Here is a 21696-nt window from a genome sequence, read left to right as displayed (position 1 = left end):
AGGACCGGAGTGGACGCATCACTGGTGTTCGGGTTGTCATGCCAATGGCACTGCCCGGTAGCTAAATGCGGAAAAGATAAGCGCTGAAAGCATCTAAGCGCGAAACTTGCCCCGAGATGAGTTCTCCCTGAGCCTTTAAGGCTCCTGAAGGAACGTTGAAGACGACGACGTTGATAGGCTGGGTGTGTAAGTGCAGCGATGCATTGAGCTAACCAGTACTAATGATCCGTGAGGCTTAACCTTACAACACCGAAGGTGTTTTGGTGAGAGACGATAATTTAATTTTCAGCTGCATTCCGGATTTACATTAATGGTCACGCGGTGTGACGGTTAATAAAACAGAATATGCCTGGCGGCAACAGCGCGGTGGTCCCACCTGACCCCATGCCGAACTCAGAAGTGAAACGCCGTAGCGCCGATGGTAGTGTGGGGTCTCCCCATGCGAGAGTAGGGAACTGCCAGGCTCCAAATTCAGAAGTAAGCCGGATTAAGTCCGGTGGCTGTAAGAAATTCGGTGGAGCGGTAGTTCAGTCGGTTAGAATACCTGCCTGTCACGCAGGGGGTCGCGGGTTCGAGTCCCGTCCGTTCCGCCACTTATTAGAAAATTGAGCCTGCTAATTAGCGGGCTTAATAATAAGCGTTATTTAGGGGCGTAGCTCAGTTGGTAGAGCACCGGTCTCCAAAACCGGGTGTCGCGAGTTCGAGTCTCTCCGCCCCTGCCATATATGATCCTTTGCTTAGGCAAAGGATTTTTTTTGCCTTAAATTCCTCAAAAATCCTTCCTTTTGTTCTCAAAAGCGCATTACTGCGCTATGAGTGATGTCTTTAATAACTCTTTGATTGTGTTCTGTTTATCACTATTCTGTAGCCAGATTGCATACAAAGGGCGAGAGAGTATTTTTGTCTCCGCAACCTGCCATAAACCTTCCTGTTTCTTTGCCCATGCAACGGGTAAGAATGTACATCCGTTAAGCTCTTTAAGCAGATTACTGACTATCTGTGCGGAACTGGTTGTCAAAACAGGAATATCGTCGTTATTGATCAAACCTGCTTCGTGCTGTTGAAAATCAGGCCCCCATTCCAGGCGTAAGTAAGTCAGTTCTTCTTTGCGCTGCTCCTGCAATGAAGCAAAGAGAGCCAGATTGAAGTGCCCAAGCAACTGGCTTGAGAATTCATCCATCTTAGGGGCTTCAGTCGTGATCAATAAGTCAAGCTGGCGCTCATGTAGCTGTTTTACTAGCGACTGACGTTGTGCAATACGTGCCTCAAACTGCAGGCCGCTATGCTGCTGATAAAGCGTTATCAGCCATTCGGAAAGCATGCATTCCCACAGAGAAGCGCTTGCGCCGATAGTTAACTGGTTATGCTGCGACGTATGGGAGACTTCTTTCCTGGCCGCGAGCCAGATGCTCATCAGATTTTCAGCATAGGGGAGCAACCGCTCGCCCGCTGACGTAAGCCGTATGTTATTGCGATGCCTGGTAAAAAGGTTTACACCGAGTTGGTTCTCAAGCTGGCGAATACGAAAACTGACGGCGGACTGCGTTAAGTAGAGCGCCTCTGCGGCCCGTCCAAAATGGCGGGTTCTGCTGACTTCTAAAAAGGTTTTCAGTAATTCGGTATCCACGATTCACTCCCAAAAAAATTTTGTCGTTATGATTTAAATGTTTTGTTTGACGCTCTGTCAAGCGTAACTAATACTCCGCGCCATAAATAGCTCGGCCAAGAGAATCAGGAGCGTGTAGGATGGCGGAAAGCTTTACGACGACTAATCGGTTTTTCGACAATAAACATTATCCACGCGGGTTCGCTCGCCATGGTGACTTCACCATTAAAGAGGCACAGTTACTGGAACGCCATGGTTTTGCGTTCAATGAACTGGATCTCGGTAAGCGTGAACCCGGAACTGAAGAAGAAGTGCTGTTCGTGGCGGTATGCCGTGGTGAGCGTGAGCCAGCCACAGAAGCCGAACGTGTATGGAGCAAGTACATGTCGCGCATCAAGCGTCCTAAGCGCTTCCATACCCTCTCCGGTGGTAAACCGCAGATGGATACGGTGGAAGACTTTACCGACAGCGAAGACTAGTAAAAATGGGGCCTGGCCCCATTTTTTATTCCACCAACTGCTGCAGGTGAACCAGTAAGCGGTCTATCGCACGATAGCTTAAAGCCTCCAGAAGATGTTCTCGCCTGATTTTTTCATGCTGCTGCATATCAGCGATCGTCCGGGCGACTTTTAATAATCGCTGCCATGCCCGTATGGATAAACCTAGCTTAACCAACGCCTCTTCCAGCCATATCGCATCCTGTTGCTCTATAGCGCAATGTTTTCGGATTTCATGGTTATCCAGCCTTACATTAAGTTTATTTTGGCGCAGATACTGCCGTTGTTGCGTCTGTAAGACCCGTGCCCTTATATCCGCGCTGCTTTCACTTTGCTGAAAAGGTTTACTGAGTATTCCCGCAGGCGGAAGAGGGATTTCAACCGACAGGTCAAAGCGATCCAGAAACGGCCCTGACAGCCGACTCAGATAGCGTAGCGTTTGTTCTGGCGTACAGCGGTTGTGTTTACCCTGATAATGTCCGGTAGGGCTGGGATTCATTGCTGCCAGTAATTGAAAGCGTGCGGGATAGGTAATTTTTGCCCGCGCGCGCGATATATGGATCTCTCCTGATTCGATAGGTTCACGTAGTGCATCCAGCACACGGCGTTCAAACTCAGGTAGCTCGTCCAGAAACAGCACGCCATTGTGAGCCAGTGATATCTCACCCGGTCGGGGTATACCGCCGCCGCCAACCAGCGACGTCAGCGAAGCACTATGATGCGGAGCCCTGAACGGACGCTGATGCCATTTTTTGTGCAGGGCGTGTGGATTAACCAGGCTGAGAATGGCCGCGCTTTCGAGAGCTTCGTCGTCGTTTAAAGAGGGCAGGAGCGTTATCAGGCGGCTGGCCAGCATGGTTTTACCTGTCCCTGGCGGGCCGATAAGTAATAAATTATGACCGCCAGAGGCAGAAATTTCTAAAGCACGTTTCCCCTGTGGTTGACCAATGATTTCATTGAGATCAGGTCCGTTTTCAATCTGCCGTTCTTGCTGCACTTCAGGCGCATCAAGCTCACCTTTGTTCTCCAGAAAAGCACATACCTGAGTAAGATGGTTTGCGACAAGGCAACCTTGCTGCTTGATTAATCCCAGTTCGCTGGCATTTTCCTCTGCCACAATAATATTTCTGCCTGCTTTCAGGGATTCCATTGCTGATGAGATCGCCCCTGGAACGCCGCGTAAAGCGCCCGTGAGGGCCAGCTCACCCACGAACTCATATTGACCCAGTTTATCCGTTGAGAGCTGTTCAGAGGCAGCGAGTAAGGCTAATGCAATGGGTAGATCGTATCTTCCCCCTTCTTTTGGCAGATCTGCCGGTGCAAGGTTGATGGTGATTTTCCTTGCGGGAAACGTATAGCCGCTATTGATGATGGCGCTACGTACGCGATCTCTGGCTTCTCTGACGGTAGTCTCCGGCAGGCCCACCAGCGTTAAGCCGGGTAATCCCTGACTAAGATGTACCTCAACGGTGACCAGAGGAGCGGCAATACCCAAAGCCGCCCTCGTATTAACAACTGCCAGTGCCATATTCTCTCCTCAGATGAGAAACAATACTGTCAGCCGGCTACTTCAGCGTTAAGGGGGAAAAGGATATCTGTCGAGGAGCCTTCCAGTCTTTCTGGCGCTCTTACATTCATGGCTTGTAATCTGTGAGGTGTATCCCAATGAAATTATTTTATCAGCTACAGACAGAGCACCGGGAAAATTGCCGGCAGTGAATTTTTTTCATTATCTACTTAACCACTGAAAATAAGGTCTTTTTCTTTTATTTACTCTTTAAACTGTAAAGTTAATTATAAAAAAATCTTGTCTCTTCATCGTTCTCTGTGATAACTCTGTAGGCATTACTTCGAACGAGATGTCAGAATATACAGCAATGAAAGCCCTTCTACGTGTGATTAGCCTGGTCGTGATTAGCGTGGTGGTGATTATTATCCCACCGTGCGGGGCTGCTCCTGGAGAAAGAAAGGCTTAAAAATCAAGTCTGAATCGAAAAGAACCCCCGCACCGAAAGGTCCGGGGGTTTTTTGTTGGCAAAAAAATTTAAGAGAGAAACAGACGAACTGTTACAGAATAATATTCTGTTTCTCCAGTAATGAGACGGGGAACTAACTATGAATGGTGCACAGTGGGTGGTACATGCTTTGCGAGCGCAGGGTGTAGAGACAGTTTTCGGCTATCCCGGCGGCGCGATTATGCCCGTCTACGATGCACTGTATGACGGCGGAGTGGAGCATTTACTTTGTCGCCATGAGCAAGGCGCGGCAATGGCAGCCATTGGTTACGCTCGTTCTACAGGAAAAACAGGCGTTTGCATCGCGACTTCAGGCCCTGGCGCCACAAATCTCATCACCGGTCTTGCCGATGCGCTGTTAGATTCCGTTCCCGTTGTTGCCATCACCGGCCAGGTGGCGGTCCCGTTCATCGGCACCGATGCTTTTCAGGAAGTAGATGTTTTAGGGTTATCTCTGGCTTGTACCAAACATAGTTTTCTTGTTGAGTCCTTTGAGGATTTACCCCGTATCCTCGCCGAAGCCTTCGAAATTGCGAACTCAGGACGCCCCGGTCCGGTGCTGGTTGATATTCCTAAAGATATCCAGTTAACGCTGGGGGAACTGGAGCCGTGGCTGTCGACCGTTGAAGACGATTTCGAGATGCCGCATGCGCAGCTGCAGCAGGCACGTGAAATGTTGGCAAACGCTCGCAAACCGATGTTGTATATCGGCGGAGGAGTTGGCATGGCTCAGGCCGTTCCAGCGCTGCGCGATTTTATCGCCGCAACCAATATACCTTCAACCGTGACGTTGAAGGGGCTGGGTGCGGTTCCTGCGGAGCATCCTTTTTATACGGGTATGTTGGGCATGCATGGCACTAAAGCGGCCAACCTCGCGGTTCAGGAATGCGATTTGCTGATTGCCGTTGGGGCCCGCTTTGATGACCGCGTAACCGGCAAGCTCAACACTTTCGCCCCGCAAGCCAAAGTTATCCATATGGATATCGATCCGGCCGAACTCGGGAAACTGCGTCAGGCGCACGTTGCCCTGCAGGGCGATCTGACCCAGATGCTGCAAGCCCTGCAACAGCCTATAGACATTGCGGAGTGGCAGCAGGAAGTCGCAACCTTATGTATAGAAAATCAATGGCGTTACGATCATCCCGGTGATGCGATCTTTGCCCCGTTATTGTTGAAACAGATCTCTGACCGCAAGCCACAAGATTGTGTGGTTACCACCGATGTGGGCCAGCATCAAATGTGGACGGCTCAACATATGTCCTTCACGCGTCCGGAAAACTTTATTACGTCCAGCGGCCTGGGAACGATGGGGTTTGGGTTGCCAGCCGCAGTCGGAGCGCAGGTCGCCCGGCCAAACGATACGGTTATCTGTATCTCCGGCGACGGCTCCTTCATGATGAACGTACAGGAGCTGGGCACCGTAAAACGAAAAAAGCTGCCGTTGAAAATCGTTTTACTGGATAACCAACGTTTAGGCATGGTTCGCCAGTGGCAGCAGATGTTTTTCTCAGAACGCTATAGTGAAACAAACCTCTCCGATAATCCTGATTTCCTCACGCTGGCCAGCGCCTTTGGCATCCCCGGCCAGCACATCACCCGTAAAGACCAGGTTGAAGGTGCCATCGACGCGCTGTTAAACAGCGACGGCCCATACATGCTGCATGTCTCAATCGATGAGTACGAAAACGTCTGGCCGTTGGTACCGCCTGGTGCCAGTAATTCGCAAATGCTGGAGAAATTATCATGATGCAACATCAACTCGCCGTGCAGGCTCGCTTTCGTCCGGAAACGCTGGAGCGCGTGTTACGCGTGGTGCGCCATCGCGGTTTTCAGATCTGCGCAATGAACATGGTCGCTGTGGGAAATACCGACAACATTAATATTGAATTGACCGTTGCCAGCCCACGTCCCGTCGAATTACTGTTTAGTCAATTAAGCAAACTGGTTGACGTCGGCCGCGTCGAAATCCAGCAACAAACATCACAACAAATCCGCGCCTGAGCGCAAAAGGAAAAGAGCAATGACAACGAAGAAAGCTGATTATATTTGGTTCAATGGTGAGATGACGCCATGGGGCGAGGCGAAAGTCCACGTTATGTCTCATGCGCTGCATTACGGTACATCGGTATTTGAAGGCATCCGCTGCTACGATTCACACCTTGGGCCAGTGGTGTTCCGCCATCGCGAACATATGCAGCGTCTGCGTGACTCAGCAAAAATCTATCGTTTCCCGGTTTCGCAGAGTGTTGATGAGTTGATGGAAGCCTGCCGCGAGGTTATCCGTAAAAACAACCTGACCAGCGCGTATATCCGTCCTTTGGTCTTTGTTGGGGATGTGGGTATGGGCGTTAACCCGCCGGACGGTTACACCACCGATGTGATCATCGCAGCTTTCCCGTGGGGTGCCTACCTTGGGGCCGAAGCGCTGGACCAGGGGATCGATGCGATGGTTTCTTCCTGGAACCGTGCCGCGCCCAATACCATTCCAACTGCCGCAAAAGCAGGCGGCAACTACCTTTCTTCCCTGTTAGTCGGCAGCGAAGCGCGTCGCCATGGTTATCAGGAAGGCATTGCATTAGACGTGCAGGGCTTCCTCTCAGAAGGCGCTGGCGAAAACCTCTTTGAGGTTAAAGACGGCATTCTGTTTACTCCACCGTTCACTTCTTCCGCACTGCCGGGAATTACACGCGACGCCATTATCAAACTGGCGAAAGATTTAGGTATCGAAGTGCGTGAGCAAGTACTTTCCCGCGAATCGCTCTACCTGTCGGATGAAGTATTCATGTCCGGTACCGCCGCTGAAATTACGCCTGTACGCAGCGTAGATGGTATTCAGGTGGGCGTTGGCCGCTGCGGCCCGATAACCAAACGTATTCAGCAGGCGTTTTTTGGCCTGTTCACGGGTGAAACCGAAGATAAATGGGGCTGGTTAGATCCAGTAAACCCACAGTAAAAAATTATAACCAGGCGAGCGGCAACTGACCGCCCGCACCATGACAGACTGGAGTAAATAAGCATGCCTAAGTACCGTTCAGCCACCACAACCCACGGCCGTAACATGGCGGGTGCCCGCGCTCTGTGGCGCGCAACCGGAATGACCGATGACGATTTCGGCAAGCCAATTATTGCGGTAGTGAACTCCTTTACCCAATTTGTACCGGGCCACGTTCACCTGCGCGATTTGGGCAAGCTGGTCGCCGAACAAATTGAAGCTTCCGGCGGCGTGGCAAAAGAATTCAACACCATTGCCGTGGATGACGGCATCGCCATGGGCCACGGCGGCATGCTTTACTCTCTGCCGTCTCGCGAACTGATTGCCGACTCCGTGGAGTACATGGTTAATGCACACTGCGCGGACGCTATGGTTTGTATCTCCAACTGCGACAAAATCACCCCGGGGATGTTAATGGCGTCGCTGCGCCTGAACATTCCGGTTGTTTTTGTCTCCGGCGGCCCGATGGAAGCCGGGAAAACTAAGTTATCCGACAAAATCATCAAGCTCGACCTGGTCGATGCGATGATTCAGGGCGCCAATCCTAACGTCAGCGATGCCGACAGCGAGCAAATCGAACGTTCCGCCTGTCCGACCTGCGGTTCCTGCTCCGGTATGTTTACCGCCAACTCAATGAACTGTCTGACCGAAGCGCTGGGCCTGTCGCAGCCGGGCAACGGCTCGCTGCTGGCGACTCACGCGGACCGCAAAGATCTGTTCTTGAATGCCGGTAAACGCATTGTTGAGCTGACCAAACGTTATTACGAACAGGACGATACCAGCGCGCTGCCACGCAGCATCGCCAGCAAAGCGGCATTCGAAAACGCCATGACGCTTGATATTGCGATGGGTGGCTCGACCAATACCGTTCTGCACCTGCTCGCGGCCGCGCAGGAAGGCGAAATAGAATTCAATATGTCGGACATCGACCGTCTGTCACGCAAAGTGCCGCATCTGTGTAAAGTCGCGCCGAGCACCCAGAAATACCATATGGAAGACGTTCACCGCGCCGGTGGCGTGCTGGCGATTCTGGGCGAGTTGGATCGTGCCGGTTTGCTGCACCGTGAGGTAAAAAATATCCTCGGAATGACGCTATCTCAGACGCTGGATAAGTACGACATCATGCTGACTCAGGATGAGGCAGTGAAAAAAATGTTCCGCGCCGGCCCGGCTGGTATTCGCACCACTCAGGCGTTCTCTCAGGATTGCCGCTGGGACACGCTGGATGATGACCGTGCAGAAGGCTGCATCCGTTCGCTGGAGAATGCGTTCAGTCAGGACGGCGGTCTGGCGGTGCTCTACGGCAACATCGCGGAAGCAGGCAGCATCGTAAAAACTGCCGGTGTGGATAAATCCAACCTGACATTCCGCGGCCCGGCGAAAGTGTACGAAAGCCAGGAGAGCGCAGTTGAAGCGATTCTGGGTGGAAAAGTGGTTTCCGGCGACGTAGTGGTCATTCGCTACGAAGGACCGAAAGGCGGTCCGGGTATGCAGGAAATGCTCTATCCGACCACTTATCTGAAATCAATGGGTCTGGGTAAAGAGTGCGCGCTGATCACCGATGGCCGTTTCTCCGGCGGCACTTCCGGCCTGTCTATCGGGCACGTTTCTCCGGAAGCGGCAAGCGGCGGCCTGATTGCGCTGGTTGAAGATGGCGACATGATTGATATCGACATTCCCAACCGCAGCATGGTGCTGGATGTTCCTGCAGCCGAGCTGGCTGCGCGTCATGAAGCCGAACTCGCTCGCGGCGACAAAGCCTGGACGCCGAAAAATCGTGAACGCGTGGTTTCCTTCGCGCTGCGTGCTTACGCAAGCCTCGCTACCAGCGCCGATAAAGGTGCGGTGCGCGATAAAAGCAAGCTGGGAGGCTAATAATGGCCGAGTCACAACCGCTACCCGACGCCCCTTGCGGGGCGGAATATCTGCGCGCTGTATTGCGCTCTCCGGTTTACGAAGTGGCGCAGGTCACCCCGTTGCAGAAGATGGATAAGCTCTCTTCGCGGCTGGATAACGTCATTCTGGTAAAGCGTGAAGACAGGCAGCCGGTGCACAGCTTTAAGCTACGTGGCGCGTACGCCATGATTGCCGGGCTGAACAGCGAACAGAAAGCCAGCGGTGTGATTACCGCTTCGGCAGGCAACCACGCACAGGGTGTTGCGCTTTCCTCAACGCGGTTGGGCATTAAATCTTTGATCGTCATGCCGGTTGCTACGGCGGACATTAAAGTGGATGCGGTCAGGGCTTTTGGTGGCGAAGTGCTGCTCCACGGCGCAAACTTTGACGAAGCGAAGACGCGGGCAATCGAACTTTCGCAGCAGCAGGGTTTCACCTATGTGCCTCCGTTTGACCACCCGGCGGTGATTGCCGGGCAGGGCACGCTGGCGCTGGAGTTGTTACAGCAAGATGCGCATATCGACCGGGTTTTTGTCCCGGTTGGCGGCGGCGGTCTGGCGGCGGGCGTGGCAGTGCTTATCAAACAGCTTATGCCGCAGATCAAAGTGATCGCTGTCGAAGCGGAAGATTCAGCTTGCCTGAAGGCCGCGTTAGATGCGGGTAAGCCGGTTGACCTGGCGCGCGTTGGGCTGTTTGCCGAAGGCGTCGCGGTCAAACGTATTGGTGACGAGACATTCCGCGTTTGTCAGGAATACCTTGATGACATCATCACCGTGGATAGCGATGCAATCTGTGCGGCGATGAAAGATCTGTTCGAGGACGTGCGCGCTGTGGCGGAACCGTCCGGCGCTCTGGCGCTGGCGGGTATGAAGAAATATATCCAGCAACACCAGATCCGTGGTGAACGTCTCGCGCACGTGCTGTCCGGGGCGAACGTGAACTTCCACGGATTACGTTACGTTTCGGAACGTTGCGAGCTTGGCGAACAGCGTGAAGCGCTGCTTGCTGTGACGATACCGGAGCAAAAAGGCAGCTTCCTGAAATTCTGCCAGCTGCTCGGCGGTCGCGCGGTAACGGAGTTTAACTATCGCTATGCCAGTTCAGACAACGCCTGCATTTTTGTAGGCGTGCGCCTGACCCGTGGCGTTGAGGAACGCCAGGAAATTCTCGCTCAGCTTAACGAAGGCGGTTACGGCGTTGTCGATCTTTCCGACGATGAAATGGCGAAACTGCACGTGCGTTACATGGTGGGCGGACGTCCGTCAAAACCACTGCGCGAGCGGCTCTACAGCTTTGAATTCCCGGAATCGCCGGGCGCGCTGCTGAAGTTTCTGCAAACATTGGGTACGCACTGGAATATTTCGCTGTTTCACTATCGCAGTCACGGTACAGATTATGGCCGCGTGCTGGCGGCATTTGAGCTGGGCGATAACGAGCCGGATTTTGAAACCCGACTCAACGAACTTGGCTATGACTGCCACGATGAAACGAACAATCCGGCGTTTCGCTTCTTCCTGGCAGGTTAGTGGCTGCCGGGCAGTAATTTCCAGAACGCATTCACAAGCGGCTCATTGAGCCGCTTTTTTTGTGCGCACACGCCGAGTTCAAACGGCGCATCTTCATCGCTGCGCTCCAGAATCTGAACGCGGTTACGTACCGGTTCAGGGCTGTTTTCCAGTACGATTTCAGGAAGTAAAGCTACGCCGCAGCCTAATGCCACCATCGAAACCATGGCTTCATGTCCCGCAACCGTCGCGTAAATAAAGGGGTTACTGATTTTCTGGCGACGGAACCACAGTTCAATGCGGCGGCGTACCGGACCCTGGTCCGCCAGAATAAACGGCACTTTGCTCCAGTCTGGTTCAGGAATACTGACTAAGGCGCGAACCGGGCAGGGCAACGCCGGGGCGATAAGCACCACGGCTAAGTTTTCCAGCATCGAGAAGGCAATGCCCGGCGGCAATGATTCCGGCTTACCGGCAATAGCAAGATCGGCTTCGTCAGAGTCGACTTTTTCTACCGCGTCTGCCGCATCACCCGTGGTGAGTTTGATTTCGACGTTAGGGTGTTCCGCACGGAATCGATCCAGAATGGGGGGTAAATGGCTGTATGCCGCGGTAACCGAACAGAACAGATGTAGCTCGCCCGAAAGCGATGGCCCTTCCTGGCCGATGGTGTGGCGCATCTGCTGATACTGTAAAAGCGTGTGCTGGGCGAACTGGCGCAGTTGTTCGCCAGCTTCGGTTAGCGTGACGGTGCGGTTATCGCGTAAAAATAAAGGCTGGCCCAGGTCATCTTCAAGGCGCTGAATCTGACGTGAAAGCGTGGAGGGGCTAACGTGCATTGCCCGCGCGCTCCGCCCAAAATGGCGGCTTTCCGCAAGGTGGAGAAACGTTTTTAAATCGCGTAAGTCCATGGTCATCCGCCTTTATTCTCACGTTGCAATTTTTGCAACATCACGTTGTTAATATATCAATTTCAGCAACGGATTTCCTGTCATATAGTGGATTCATTATCGCAAGCAAGACACGGCTGGCGACCCTTACAAGAAACACAACACGACAATCACGGAGTCCTACGATGGCTAATTATTTCAACACTTTGAACCTGCGTCAGCAGCTGGCGCAACTGGGTAAATGTCGTTTCATGGCGCGCAGCGAATTCGCCGATGAAGCAAGCTACCTCAAAGGCAAAAAAGTCGTCATCGTCGGCTGCGGCGCTCAGGGCCTTAACCAGGGTCTGAACATGCGTGATTCCGGCCTGGATGTTGCCTACGCGCTGCGTGCCGAAGCGATTGCTGAGAAGCGTGCGTCATGGCGCAAAGCAACCGAAAACGGCTTTAAGGTGGGCACATACGAAGAGCTGATCCCCCAGGCCGATCTGGTAGTTAACCTGACCCCGGACAAACAGCACTCCGCGGTAGTTAAAGCCGTGCAGCCAATGATGAAAGATGGCGCGGCGTTGGGCTACTCCCACGGTTTTAACGTGGTTGAAGTTGGCGAGCAGATTCGTAAAGACATCACCGTAGTGATGGTTGCACCGAAATGTCCGGGTACCGAAGTGCGTGAAGAGTACAAACGTGGCTTCGGCGTGCCAACCCTGATTGCGGTTCACCCGGAAAACGATCCGAAAGGCGAAGGCATGGCGATTGCTAAAGCCTGGGCTGCGGCTACCGGCGGCCACCGTGCGGGCGTTCTGGAGTCTTCCTTCGTGGCAGAAGTGAAATCTGACCTGATGGGCGAGCAAACTATTCTGTGCGGCATGCTGCAGGCTGGTTCCCTGCTGTGCTTTGACAAGCTGGTTGAAGAAGGCACCGACCCGGCATATGCAGAAAAACTGATTCAGTTCGGCTGGGAAACCATCACCGAAGCGCTGAAGCAGGGCGGTATTACGCTGATGATGGACCGTCTGTCCAACCCGGCAAAAATCCGTGCTTACGCGCTGTCTGAGCAGCTGAAAACAATTATGGCGCCGCTGTTCCAGAAACATATGGATGATATCATCTCCGGCGAATTCTCCTCCGGTATGATGGCGGACTGGGCGAACGACGATAAGAACCTGCTGACCTGGCGCGAAGAGACCGGCAAAACCGCGTTCGAAACCGCTCCGCAGTTTGACGGCAAAATTTCCGAGCAGGAATACTTCGACAAAGGCGTTCTGATGATCGCGATGGTGAAAGCAGGCGTTGAGCTGGCATTCGAAACCATGGTGGATGCGGGCATCATCGAAGAGTCTGCTTACTATGAATCGCTGCACGAGCTGCCGCTGATTGCCAATACCGTCGCCCGTAAGCGTCTGTACGAAATGAACGTGGTTATCTCCGATACGGCAGAATACGGCAACTATCTGTTCTCTTACGCGGCTGTACCGCTGCTGAAAGAGTTCATGACTACGTTGCAGGCAGGTGACCTGGGCCGGGAAACTCCGGCAGCCGCTGTAGACAACGCGCAGTTGCGTGATGTTAACGAAGCTATCCGTCATCACGCAATCGAGAAAGTGGGCCAAAAACTGCGTGGCTACATGACCGATATGAAACGCATTGCCGTAGCAGAGTAATTGCGTCGTCTGATGCCCTCTCCCACGTGGAGAGGATACAAATAAAAATGGCCTGCTCTTTACCGAGCAGGCCATGCTTTTAATTCCGATACAACACCTTAATGACGTGATAGCCAAACTGCGTGTGTAGCGGGCCAACAGGTTCCAGCAGCGGGCAGGAGAACACCACTTTATCGAAAGCCGGTACCATCTGGCCCTGGCGGAATTCACCTAAATGTCCGCCTTTTTTGCCTGACGGGCAGGTGGAATGCTTTTTCGCCAGTTTTTCGAAGTCGCCGCCATTTTTTAGCTGTTCGAGAATTTCCTGGGCCAGTTTTTCTTCCTTAACAAGGATATGCAATGCTGCCGCGGTTTTTGCCATGATAGTGCCTTGAGTCGTATGGATTACGCTGGCTATACTACCACGCTGTTTTTCTCCCCTCCTGACTTTCATTGAGTGTTCTTATGCGTTTAAACCCAGGCCAACAACAAGCCGTCGAATTTGTTACCGGACCCTGCCTTGTGCTGGCGGGCGCAGGCTCGGGCAAAACGCGTGTCATCACTAATAAAATGGCGTACCTGATCCGTGAGTGCGGCTATCAGGCAAGGCACATCGCCGCTGTGACCTTTACTAACAAGGCCGCGCGTGAGATGAAAGAGCGCGTGGCGCAAACGCTGGGGCGCAAAGAAGCCCGCGGATTACTTATTTCCACGTTCCATACGCTGGGGCTTGAGATAATCAAGCGCGAATACGCGGCGTTAGGCATGAAATCTAATTTTTCGCTGTTTGACGACACCGACCAGAGCGCGTTGCTAAAAGAGCTGACCGAAGGTTTGCTCGAAGAAGATAAGACTTTACTGCAACAGCTGATCTCGACGATCTCGAACTGGAAAAACGATCTGATGACGCCTTCGCAGGCGGCAGCGCAGGCGAAAGGCGAGCGGGATAGAATTTTCGCGCACTGCTACGGCCTGTACGACACGCATCTGAAATCCTGCAATGTGCTGGATTTTGACGATCTTATTTTGCTGCCAACGCTGCTTTTACAGCGCAATGAAGAGGTGCGTGAACGCTGGCAAAACCGCATCCGCTATTTGCTGGTGGATGAATATCAGGACACCAACACCAGCCAGTATGAGCTGGTGAAGCTGCTGGTAGGCGCGCGGGCGCGCTTTACGGTGGTAGGCGACGATGACCAGTCGATTTACTCCTGGCGTGGCGCACGTCCGCAGAATCTTGTGTTACTGAGCCAGGATTTCCCGAGCCTGCAGGTCATTAAGCTTGAGCAAAACTATCGCTCCTCCGGGCGCATTCTGAAGGCGGCCAATATTCTGATCGCCAACAATCCGCACGTTTTTGAAAAACGGCTTTTCTCAGAGCTGGGTTACGGCACCGAATTAAAAGTGGTGACGGCCAATAGCGAAGATCATGAGGCGGAACGCGTCACCGGCGAGCTTATCGCCCATCACTTTATCAATAAAACCAGCTACAAAGATTACGCGATTCTTTATCGTGGCAATTTCCAGTCGCGGGTATTTGAAAAGATGCTGATGCAAAACCGTATCCCGTATCGCATCTCAGGCGGCACGTCGTTTTTCTCACGGCCGGAAATCAAAGACCTGCTGGCCTATCTGCGCGTGCTTACTAATCCGGATGACGACAGCGCCTTCTTGCGCATTGTGAACACGCCAAAGCGTGAAATTGGTCCGGCAACGTTGCAGAAGCTGGGGGAGTGGGCGATGCAGCGGAATAAAAGCCTGTTCACCGCCAGCTTTGATTTTGGCCTCAGCCAGACGTTAAGCGGGCGTGGCCTGGAGGCGTTACAGCGTTTCACCCACTGGTTACGCGATGTTGCCACGCTTGCCGGGCGTGAACCCGTGGCGGCGGTACGTGATTTGATTCATGGCGTGGATTATGAAAGCTGGCTATACGAAACGTCCCCAAGCCCGAAAGCGGCGGAAATGCGGATGAAAAACGTCAATCAGCTGTTTAGCTGGATGACGGAAATGCTTGAAGGTTCGGACATTGACGAGCCAATGACGCTGACTCAGGTTGTTACTCGTTTCACGCTGCGTGACATGATGGAGCGTGGCGAAAGCGATGATGAAGCGGATCAGGTGCAGTTGATGACCCTTCACGCTTCCAAAGGGCTTGAGTTCCCTTATGTCTTTTTAGTGGGCATGGAAGAGGGATTGCTGCCGCATCAGAGCAGCATTGATGAAGATAATATCGATGAAGAGCGGCGTCTGGCTTATGTCGGGATCACCCGGGCGCAGAAAGAGCTGACTTTTACGCTATGCAAAGAACGTCGTCAGTATGGCGAGCTGGTGCGCCCGGAGCCGAGCCGGTTCCTGCTTGAACTACCGCAGGATGATTTGCAGTGGGAGCAGGAGCGCAAAGTGGTATCGGCTGAAGAGCGTATGAATAAAGGACAGGCAAACGTCGCTAATATCCGGGAAATGCTGGCCAGAGCGCGCGGCGGCTGAGTTACTTAACTGTGAGCGGCCAGTGAACATAGCTTTGCCACAGGCTTTCCTGGGTAAGTAACTCAGCCCCAAGCGGGTGGCAGGCAAGCCAGTTTGCAGGAAGCGTAAGAGTCAGCGCCTCTCCTTCGGCCTCCAGCTCAATGGCGGGCAGAATGTCGTCCCGACGGCGGCTGGCGAAGATAATCGCTAAACGTAACAGGCGACAAAGACGCTCCGCAATGCGCGGCGGAACAGCATTTTGCTGGTGGAGCGACGAGAGATCGACCGGGTTGGTCTGATTGAGTAGAAGCGTAGCCAGCAGCTTTTTCTGCGCTGGCGTGTAGCCCGGCAAATCCAGATTGCTTACCAGATAGGCTGCATGAAGCGGAGCCTGTCTGAAATCGACGCTCAGGCCAACTTCATGAAGCAGGGCGGCGCTTTGCAGCATGTCTTTGCTTAACGTATCAAGCTCCCATTCATCCGCAACATAACTGGCAAAAGCCTGCGCCAGCTGCTGAACACGGGTAGCCTGCGAGATATCAACCATAAAACGACGCTGGATATTGCGGATGGTGCGGCTGCGGATTTCCCGATCGACGCTCAGATGCAGCATGCCGTAAACCAGGCCTTCACGCAGGGCGCCGCCGGCCAGAGTCATACAGTCAATGCCGAGCTGTTCAAAGATGGCGATTAAAATGGCCAAACCGCTTGGGAAAACCAGCGCTCGTTCAAGCGTTAAGCCTTCGATTTCCAGCTCTTCAAGGCGCCCACACTGGATGGCGCGCTGCTTCAACTGTTGCAGTTTCGCAAGGGTGATACGCTCATCCATGCCCTGCGCCATCATAATTTCCTGCAAAGCCTGCACGGTGCCCGAGGCGCCAACGCAGACCTTCCAGCCGTGATGCTTTAACGCATCAATGACCGGCTTTAACACTTCGCTTGCCGCAGCTTCCGCTGCCGCAAAGTTTTCTTTTGCCAGATTGCGATCGCTAAAGAAACGCTCAAGCCAGGTTACGCAGCCCATAGAAAGGCTAAACAGCGCGGTTGTTTGCGCCCCGGTGCCGGTCACTAATTCCGTACTGGCTCCGCCAATATCCACGACCAGACGCCGATCTTCACCGCCGGTAGTATGAGCAACCCCTTGATAAATAAGGCGTGCTTCTTCTTCGCCGCGAATCACCTGGATAGGACATCCCAGAATTTTTTCGGCATGCTGGATGAATTGCTGGGCGTTGGTGGCCAGGCGAAGCGTTGCCGTGGCGACAACGCGAATTTGCGCCTGGGGAATATCCTGTAAACGTTCCGCAAATAAGCGCAGGCATTGCCACCCGCGCTCCATGGCTTCCGGGGAAAGTGCGTTTTCGCTGTTTAAGCCGGCTGCGAGACGGACTTTACGCTTGATGCGGGCCAGGGTTTGTATCGTCCCAGCCACCTCACGTACCACTAACATATGAAAACTGTTAGAACCTAAATCAATAGCCGCATACAGTGAGGTGGAGCTGAGCATAGATAATTAACCTGCGCGACGACGATTACCACGGGATGCACTGCCGCCACGACGAGGACCGTTACCGGAACGAGGGCGGGTCAGACGTTTTGGCGGTGGAAGCTCGCTTAACAGTGCTTCTGTCTTGTATTTGCTGACCGGAATCGAGTGACCGATGTAGGTTTCGATTGCAGACAGGTTTAACGCGTAATCTTCACAGGCGAGGCTGATTGAATGCCCGCTTGCACCGGCGCGGCCGGTACGACCAATACGGTGAACGTAATCTTCGCAATCATCCGGCAGATCGTAATTGAATACGTGCGTTACGGCAGGAATATGCAGGCCGCGGGCGGCAACGTCGGTTGCTACCAGGATGTCGAGATCGCCACGGGTGAACTCATCAAGTATGCGCAGGCGTTTTTTCTGCGCGACGTCGCCGGTTAACAGGCCAACGCGGTGTCCATCGGCGGCCAGGTGACCCCAGATATCTTCACAGCGGTGTTTCGTGTTGGCGAAGATGATAGCGCGGTCTGGCCATTCTTCTTCAATGAGCGTCTGCAGTAAGCGCATTTTCTCATCGTTCGAAGGATAGAACAGCTCTTCTTTAATACGGTGACCCGTTTTCTGCTCTGGTTCCACTTCCACGTATTCGGCGTTGTTCATCTGTTCGAAAGCCAGTTCACGTACGCGGTAAGAAAGGGTTGCGGAGAACAGCATGTTCAGGCGTTGCGTTACCGGCGGCATACGACGGAACAACCAACGGATGTCTTTGATAAAGCCCAGATCGTACATGCGATCGGCTTCATCCAGCACCACGACCTGAATAGCACCTAAATTGATATGATTTTGCTTGGCGTAGTCGATTAAGCGACCGGTTGTGCCAATCAGGATGTCGACGCCGCTTTCCAGCACTTTAAGCTGTTTGTCGTAGCCATCGCCACCGTAAGCCAGGCCGAGTTTCAGGCCCGTGGCCTGGGCCAGCGGTTCTGCATCGGAGTGAATTTGCACTGCCAGTTCACGAGTCGGCGCCATAATTAAGGCACGCGGCTGGTTCACCTGGCGGTTCTCCGGAACAGGGTGAGAGAGTAAATAATGGAACGTTGACGTCAGGAACGCCATCGTTTTGCCAGTACCGGTTTGCGCCTGACCGGCAACATCACGATTCGCCAGCGTCAGCGGAAGTGCGAGTGCCTGGATAGGGGTGCAGTTATGAAACCCTTTTATTTCAAGGGCTTCAATCACCTTAGGGTGCAGGGCGAAGTCGGAAAACTTCTGTTCGGTCAAATGTGTTTTGCTCATAGTGTGGTAGAATATCAGCTAACTATTGCTTTACGAAAGCGTATCCGGTGAAATAAAGTCAACCTTAAGTTGGTTAATGCTACACCAACAAGGTAGACATAATCCTGTGGAGTAGAACATGAGCGATAAAATTATTCACCTGACTGACGACAGTTTCGACACGGACGTACTTAAAGCTGACGGGTTGATCCTCGTTGATTTCTGGGCAGAGTGGTGCGGTCCATGTAAAATGATCGCCCCGATTCTTGATGAAATCGCTGATGAATATCAGGGCAAATTAACCGTTGCTAAACTGAACATCGATCAGAACCCGGGCACCGCGCCGAAATATGGCATCCGCGGCATTCCGACTCTGCTGCTGTTTAAGAACGGTGAAGTGGCTGCCACCAAAGTCGGTGCGTTGTCCAAAGGCCAGTTAAAAGAGTTCCTGGATGCTAATCTGGCGTAATGGAATCTCAGCCGGCGCGTGCTCGGTTTGCAAATTTTTGTGAGCCGCTGGACGCCCGGCGTCAGGCATGCTAAGTTACTTTTACTGCACCTTGAACTTGCCTTAAAGTTTGAATCTTTGTAATACCCAATGCTTCTCATTCGCTATCGCTAAGACGCTAATTTCACAGTGAGCACATGGTTGCATAATCGATTTCGGGCGTATCACCCATTCCGTCGTGTCGTTTCAGTTCTGCGTTTTTCCTATGACCAGACAGCGATAAGACATGTGGTGCTGGCCATTAAACAGGCATGGATGACCCTGCCATACCATTCACGAAACATGTTCGAGATTTACCCCGAGTTTAAGAACCCACCATTATGAATCTTACCGAATTAAAGAATACGCCGGTTTCTGAGCTGATTACTCTCGGCGAAAATATGGGGCTGGAAAATCAGGCCCGCATGCGCAAACAGGACATTATTTTCTCCATCCTGAAGCAACATGCTAAGAGTGGCGAAGATATCTTTGGCGACGGTGTGCTGGAGATACTGCAGGATGGATTTGGTTTCCTCCGCTCCGCAGACAGCTCCTACCTCGCCGGCCCCGATGATATCTACGTTTCTCCCAGCCAAATCCGCCGTTTCAACCTCCGCACAGGGGATACCATCTCCGGTAAGATTCGTCCGCCGAAAGAAGGCGAGCGTTACTTTGCCCTGCTGAAAGTAAACGAGGTTAACTACGACAAACCGGAAAACGCGCGTAGCAAAATCCTGTTTGAAAACTTAACCCCGCTGCATGCCAACTCACGTCTGCGCATGGAACGTGGTAACGGTTCTACCGAGGATTTAACCGCACGCGTACTGGATTTGGCTTCGCCAATCGGTCGCGGCCAGCGTGGCCTGATTGTGGCACCGCCGAAAGCCGGTAAAACCATGCTGCTGCAAAACATTGCCCAGAGCATCGCTTATAACCACCCGGATTGCGTACTGATGGTTCTGCTCATCGACGAACGTCCGGAAGAGGTGACCGAGATGCAACGTCTGGTTAAAGGTGAAGTGGTTGCTTCTACCTTTGATGAGCCGGCATCCCGCCACGTTCAGGTTGCCGAAATGGTAATCGAGAAAGCGAAGCGCCTGGTTGAGCATAAAAAAGACGTTATCATCCTGCTGGACTCCATTACCCGTCTGGCTCGTGCTTACAACACCGTGGTACCGGCTTCCGGTAAAGTGTTGACCGGTGGTGTAGACGCTAACGCCCTGCATCGTCCAAAACGCTTCTTCGGTGCAGCACGTAACGTGGAAGAAGGTGGCAGCCTGACTATCATCGCCACCGCGCTGGTCGATACCGGTTCTAAAATGGATGAAGTTATCTACGAAGAATTTAAAGGTACCGGCAACATGGAACTGCATCTGGCGCGTAAAATCGCTGAGAAACGTGTGTTCCCTGCAATCGACTACAACCGTTCTGGTACGCGTAAAGAAGAGCTCCTTACCACCCAGGAAGAGCTGCAGAAAATGTGGATCCTGCGTAAGATTATCCACCCGATGGGTGAAATCGATGCGATGGAATTCCTCATTAACAAGTTGGCGATGACCAAAACCAACGACGAATTCTTCGATATGATGAAGCGCTCGTAAGCAATAAAAACTCGGGGAACGCCACGCTTAGACGTGGCGTTTTTCTTTAGTGGTATATACGATATAGAAACGACTATCGTAGCGGCACATTAAAGATGGCAATGGATGCCTACAGGCGACCAACCAAAAATTTGTGTTGCGATGTATTCGATTAAATAACCAACAGATTGTTCATGGAAGAATTACGTACAACCACCAGGCAGGGGCATAAGCATCCTGGCCATTTATTTTGCAGAGAGCTTGCACTGTGAATTTAATCACCGCTGGTACCGATCTGGTCTGTATTTTTTTATTTACTACCATTTTCCTTTTTTTTGCGCGCAAGGTAGCTAAAAAAGTTGGATTGGTTGATAAACCAAACTTCCGTAAACGCCATCAGGGGCTAATTCCTCTGGTGGGCGGTATCTCTGTCTATGCGGGAATCTGCTTTACATTTCTGATAGCCAATTACTATATCCCTCATGCCTGGCTTTATCTGCTCTGCGCGGGTGTACTGGTTTTTGTTGGCGCGCTGGACGATCGTTACGATATCAGCGTGAAAATAAGAGCTTCAGTTCAGGCGCTGATCGGCATTGTGATGATGGTTGTCGGAAAGCTCTACCTAAGCAGCCTGGGATATATTTTTGGCTCATGGGAAATGGTGCTGGGGCCGTTTGGGTATTTCCTGACCCTGTTCGCCGTCTGGGCCGCGATTAATGCTTTCAATATGGTTGACGGTATTGACGGGCTTCTCGGTGGTCTTTCGTGTGTCTCCTTCGCAGCCATGGGACTTATTCTTTATTTCGACGGCCAGCTCAGCTTAGCTATGTGGTGTTTCGCGATGATCGCGGCCATTCTCCCTTACATTTTACTGAATCTGGGCGTGTTAGGGCGACGCTATAAAGTGTTTATGGGGGATGCCGGCAGCACGTTGATCGGCTTTACCATCATCTGGATTTTGCTCGAAACCACCCAGGGTAAAACCCATCCTATCAGTCCCGTCACGGCATTGTGGATAATCGCCATTCCGCTGATGGACATGATCGCCATCATGTACCGTCGTTTGCGCAAAGGCATGAGTCCGTTCTCTCCGGACCGCCAGCATATTCATCATCTGATCATGCGTGCCGGCTTCACTTCCCGACAGGCTTTCGTGCTGATTACCCTGGCCGCTGCGCTTTTGGCAGGCATTGGGGTGGCCGCAGAATATATTCACTCCATTCCTGAATGGGTGATGTTGGCATTATTCTTGCTAGCATTTGTGCTCTATGATTATTGCATTAAGCGCGCCTGGAAAGTCGCTCGCTTCATAAGACGCATCAAGCGTCGTCAACGCAGAAACAGCAGCATTTCTTAAT

General features: G+C 52.6%; 18 protein-coding genes, 2 tRNA genes and 2 rRNA genes. 16 read left to right on the top strand and 6 right to left on the bottom strand.

From position 1 onward, the window contains the following. The 4 genes from E2L00_RS20590 to E2L00_RS20575 all read left to right on the top strand — a co-directional run. Positions 1-243: ribosomal RNA gene (locus E2L00_RS20590) — 23S ribosomal RNA — on the top strand; the annotation flags it as partial. A gap of 105 nt (positions 244-348) precedes the next feature. After that, positions 349-464: ribosomal RNA gene (gene rrf / locus E2L00_RS20585) — 5S ribosomal RNA — on the top strand. 52 nt (positions 465-516) lie between these two features. Then, positions 517-593, top strand: a tRNA-Asp gene (locus E2L00_RS20580). A 53-nt stretch (positions 594-646) separates the two neighbouring features. Continuing rightward, positions 647-722: transfer RNA gene (locus E2L00_RS20575), tRNA-Trp, on the top strand. 80 nt (positions 723-802) lie between these two features. Here the strand turns inward: E2L00_RS20575 and hdfR are convergent. Beyond that, the gene (hdfR, locus tag E2L00_RS20570) at positions 803-1627 is read right to left on the bottom strand and encodes an HTH-type transcriptional regulator HdfR (protein ID WP_167614844.1); all 825 of its coding nucleotides are present in this window, start codon (positions 1625-1627) and stop codon (positions 803-805) included. Between the two features lie 119 nt (positions 1628-1746). Here hdfR and E2L00_RS20565 point away from each other — a divergent pair, with 119 nt between their 5' ends. Next, on the top strand, positions 1747-2085 hold the full coding sequence (locus E2L00_RS20565) for a MaoP family protein (RefSeq protein WP_167614842.1): 339 nt from the start codon (positions 1747-1749) through the stop codon (positions 2083-2085). 25 nt (positions 2086-2110) lie between these two features. Here E2L00_RS20565 and E2L00_RS20560 read toward each other — a convergent pair whose 3' ends face one another. Continuing rightward, a complete protein-coding gene (locus tag E2L00_RS20560) occupies positions 2111-3631 on the bottom strand; it encodes a YifB family Mg chelatase-like AAA ATPase (RefSeq protein WP_167614840.1) in 1521 nt (506 codons plus the stop codon). Between the two features lie 349 nt (positions 3632-3980). On the opposite strand from E2L00_RS20560, the gene ilvL reads away from it, so the two are divergent. The 6 genes from ilvL (at position 3981) to ilvA (ending at position 10532) form a co-directional block, all read left to right on the top strand. Then, complete coding sequence (gene ilvL, locus E2L00_RS20555) at positions 3981-4079, top strand: ilv operon leader peptide (protein ID WP_167614838.1); 99 nt, start codon at positions 3981-3983, stop codon at positions 4077-4079. Positions 4080-4218: 139 nt separating this feature from the next. Next, complete coding sequence (gene ilvG, locus E2L00_RS20550) at positions 4219-5865, top strand: acetolactate synthase 2 catalytic subunit (RefSeq protein ID WP_167614836.1); 1647 nt, start codon at positions 4219-4221, stop codon at positions 5863-5865. Next, positions 5862-6119 carry an acetolactate synthase 2 small subunit gene (gene ilvM / locus E2L00_RS20545; RefSeq protein ID WP_167614834.1) on the top strand — a complete coding sequence of 86 codons (258 nt, stop codon included), beginning with the start codon at positions 5862-5864 and terminating at the stop codon, positions 6117-6119. Before ilvG ends, ilvM begins: the two co-directional genes overlap by 4 nt. A gap of 19 nt (positions 6120-6138) precedes the next feature. Beyond that, positions 6139-7071 (top strand): branched-chain amino acid transaminase, encoded by a 933-nt coding sequence (locus tag E2L00_RS20540; RefSeq protein ID WP_167614832.1) that lies wholly within the window; start codon positions 6139-6141, stop codon positions 7069-7071. Positions 7072-7134: 63 nt separating this feature from the next. Then, the gene (ilvD, locus tag E2L00_RS20535) at positions 7135-8985 is read left to right on the top strand and encodes a dihydroxy-acid dehydratase (RefSeq protein ID WP_167614830.1); all 1851 of its coding nucleotides are present in this window, start codon (positions 7135-7137) and stop codon (positions 8983-8985) included. A gap of 2 nt (positions 8986-8987) precedes the next feature. Then, positions 8988-10532 carry a threonine ammonia-lyase, biosynthetic gene (gene ilvA, locus E2L00_RS20530; protein WP_167614828.1) on the top strand — a complete coding sequence of 515 codons (1545 nt, stop codon included), beginning with the start codon at positions 8988-8990 and terminating at the stop codon, positions 10530-10532. On the opposite strand, the gene ilvY is transcribed toward ilvA, so the two are convergent. Next, the gene (gene ilvY, locus E2L00_RS20525; protein ID WP_167614826.1) at positions 10529-11422 is read right to left on the bottom strand and encodes an HTH-type transcriptional activator IlvY; all 894 of its coding nucleotides are present in this window, start codon (positions 11420-11422) and stop codon (positions 10529-10531) included. The two genes, ilvA and ilvY, sit on opposite strands and share 4 nt — an antisense overlap. 164 nt (positions 11423-11586) lie before the next feature. Between ilvY and ilvC the strand changes: the two genes are divergently transcribed. Further along, entirely contained in the window at positions 11587-13062 is a 1476-nt protein-coding gene (gene ilvC, locus E2L00_RS20520; RefSeq protein ID WP_167614824.1) for a ketol-acid reductoisomerase, read from the top strand. A gap of 79 nt (positions 13063-13141) precedes the next feature. Here the strand turns inward: ilvC and ppiC are convergent, their stop codons facing one another. Next, complete coding sequence (gene ppiC, locus E2L00_RS20515; RefSeq protein ID WP_034461726.1) at positions 13142-13423, bottom strand: peptidylprolyl isomerase PpiC; 282 nt, start codon at positions 13421-13423, stop codon at positions 13142-13144. Between the two features lie 83 nt (positions 13424-13506). Between ppiC and rep the strand changes: the two genes are divergently transcribed. Beyond that, a complete protein-coding gene (gene rep, locus E2L00_RS20510) occupies positions 13507-15528 on the top strand; it encodes a DNA helicase Rep (protein ID WP_167614822.1) in 2022 nt (673 codons plus the stop codon). 1 nt (position 15529) lies between these two features. Here the strand turns inward: rep and gppA are convergent, their stop codons facing one another. Continuing rightward, positions 15530-17014, bottom strand: a complete 1485-nt coding sequence (gppA, locus tag E2L00_RS20505; RefSeq protein WP_167614820.1) for a guanosine-5'-triphosphate,3'-diphosphate diphosphatase — start codon at positions 17012-17014, stop codon at positions 15530-15532. Positions 17015-17020: 6 nt separating this feature from the next. After that, entirely contained in the window at positions 17021-18292 is a 1272-nt protein-coding gene (gene rhlB / locus E2L00_RS20500) for an ATP-dependent RNA helicase RhlB (RefSeq protein WP_167614818.1), read from the bottom strand. Between the two features lie 118 nt (positions 18293-18410). Between rhlB and trxA the strand changes: the two genes are divergently transcribed. From trxA to wecA, 3 genes are all read left to right on the top strand, one after another. Continuing rightward, a complete protein-coding gene (gene trxA, locus E2L00_RS20495) occupies positions 18411-18740 on the top strand; it encodes a thioredoxin TrxA (RefSeq protein WP_006179218.1) in 330 nt (109 codons plus the stop codon). A gap of 359 nt (positions 18741-19099) precedes the next feature. Then, positions 19100-20359, top strand: a complete 1260-nt coding sequence (gene rho, locus E2L00_RS20490; protein ID WP_121266803.1) for a transcription termination factor Rho — start codon at positions 19100-19102, stop codon at positions 20357-20359. A 247-nt stretch (positions 20360-20606) separates the two neighbouring features. Then, positions 20607-21695 carry a UDP-N-acetylglucosamine--undecaprenyl-phosphate N-acetylglucosaminephosphotransferase gene (gene wecA / locus E2L00_RS20485; protein ID WP_167614816.1) on the top strand — a complete coding sequence of 363 codons (1089 nt, stop codon included), beginning with the start codon at positions 20607-20609 and terminating at the stop codon, positions 21693-21695. Position 21696 lies beyond the last annotated feature (1 nt).

The sequence above is a fragment of the Cedecea colo genome, from assembly GCF_011808225.1.
In the GTDB taxonomy this organism is placed as follows: domain Bacteria; phylum Pseudomonadota; class Gammaproteobacteria; order Enterobacterales; family Enterobacteriaceae; genus Dryocola; species Dryocola colo.
Note: the sequence above shows the minus strand (reverse complement) of the source record. Positions and strands in the feature narration are given on the sequence as shown.

Coding starts and splice junctions, on each gene's coding strand:
- ilvA (WP_167614828.1), top strand. CDS start 8,988: ATGGCCGAGTCACAACCGCTACCCGACGCCCCTTGCGGGGCGGAATAT.
- ilvD (WP_167614830.1), top strand. CDS start 7,135: ATGCCTAAGTACCGTTCAGCCACCACAACCCACGGCCGTAACATGGCG.
- ilvM (WP_167614834.1), top strand. CDS start 5,862: ATGATGCAACATCAACTCGCCGTGCAGGCTCGCTTTCGTCCGGAAACG.
- trxA (WP_006179218.1), top strand. CDS start 18,411: ATGAGCGATAAAATTATTCACCTGACTGACGACAGTTTCGACACGGAC.
- rho (WP_121266803.1), top strand. CDS start 19,100: ATGAATCTTACCGAATTAAAGAATACGCCGGTTTCTGAGCTGATTACT.
- E2L00_RS20560 (WP_167614840.1), bottom strand. CDS start 3,631: ATGGCACTGGCAGTTGTTAATACGAGGGCGGCTTTGGGTATTGCCGCT.
- ilvC (WP_167614824.1), top strand. CDS start 11,587: ATGGCTAATTATTTCAACACTTTGAACCTGCGTCAGCAGCTGGCGCAA.
- ilvY (WP_167614826.1), bottom strand. CDS start 11,422: ATGGACTTACGCGATTTAAAAACGTTTCTCCACCTTGCGGAAAGCCGC.
- rhlB (WP_167614818.1), bottom strand. CDS start 18,292: ATGAGCAAAACACATTTGACCGAACAGAAGTTTTCCGACTTCGCCCTG.
- E2L00_RS20540 (WP_167614832.1), top strand. CDS start 6,139: ATGACAACGAAGAAAGCTGATTATATTTGGTTCAATGGTGAGATGACG.
- rep (WP_167614822.1), top strand. CDS start 13,507: ATGCGTTTAAACCCAGGCCAACAACAAGCCGTCGAATTTGTTACCGGA.
- E2L00_RS20565 (WP_167614842.1), top strand. CDS start 1,747: ATGGCGGAAAGCTTTACGACGACTAATCGGTTTTTCGACAATAAACAT.
- ilvL (WP_167614838.1), top strand. CDS start 3,981: ATGAAAGCCCTTCTACGTGTGATTAGCCTGGTCGTGATTAGCGTGGTG.
- ilvG (WP_167614836.1), top strand. CDS start 4,219: ATGAATGGTGCACAGTGGGTGGTACATGCTTTGCGAGCGCAGGGTGTA.
- gppA (WP_167614820.1), bottom strand. CDS start 17,014: ATGCTCAGCTCCACCTCACTGTATGCGGCTATTGATTTAGGTTCTAAC.
- ppiC (WP_034461726.1), bottom strand. CDS start 13,423: ATGGCAAAAACCGCGGCAGCATTGCATATCCTTGTTAAGGAAGAAAAA.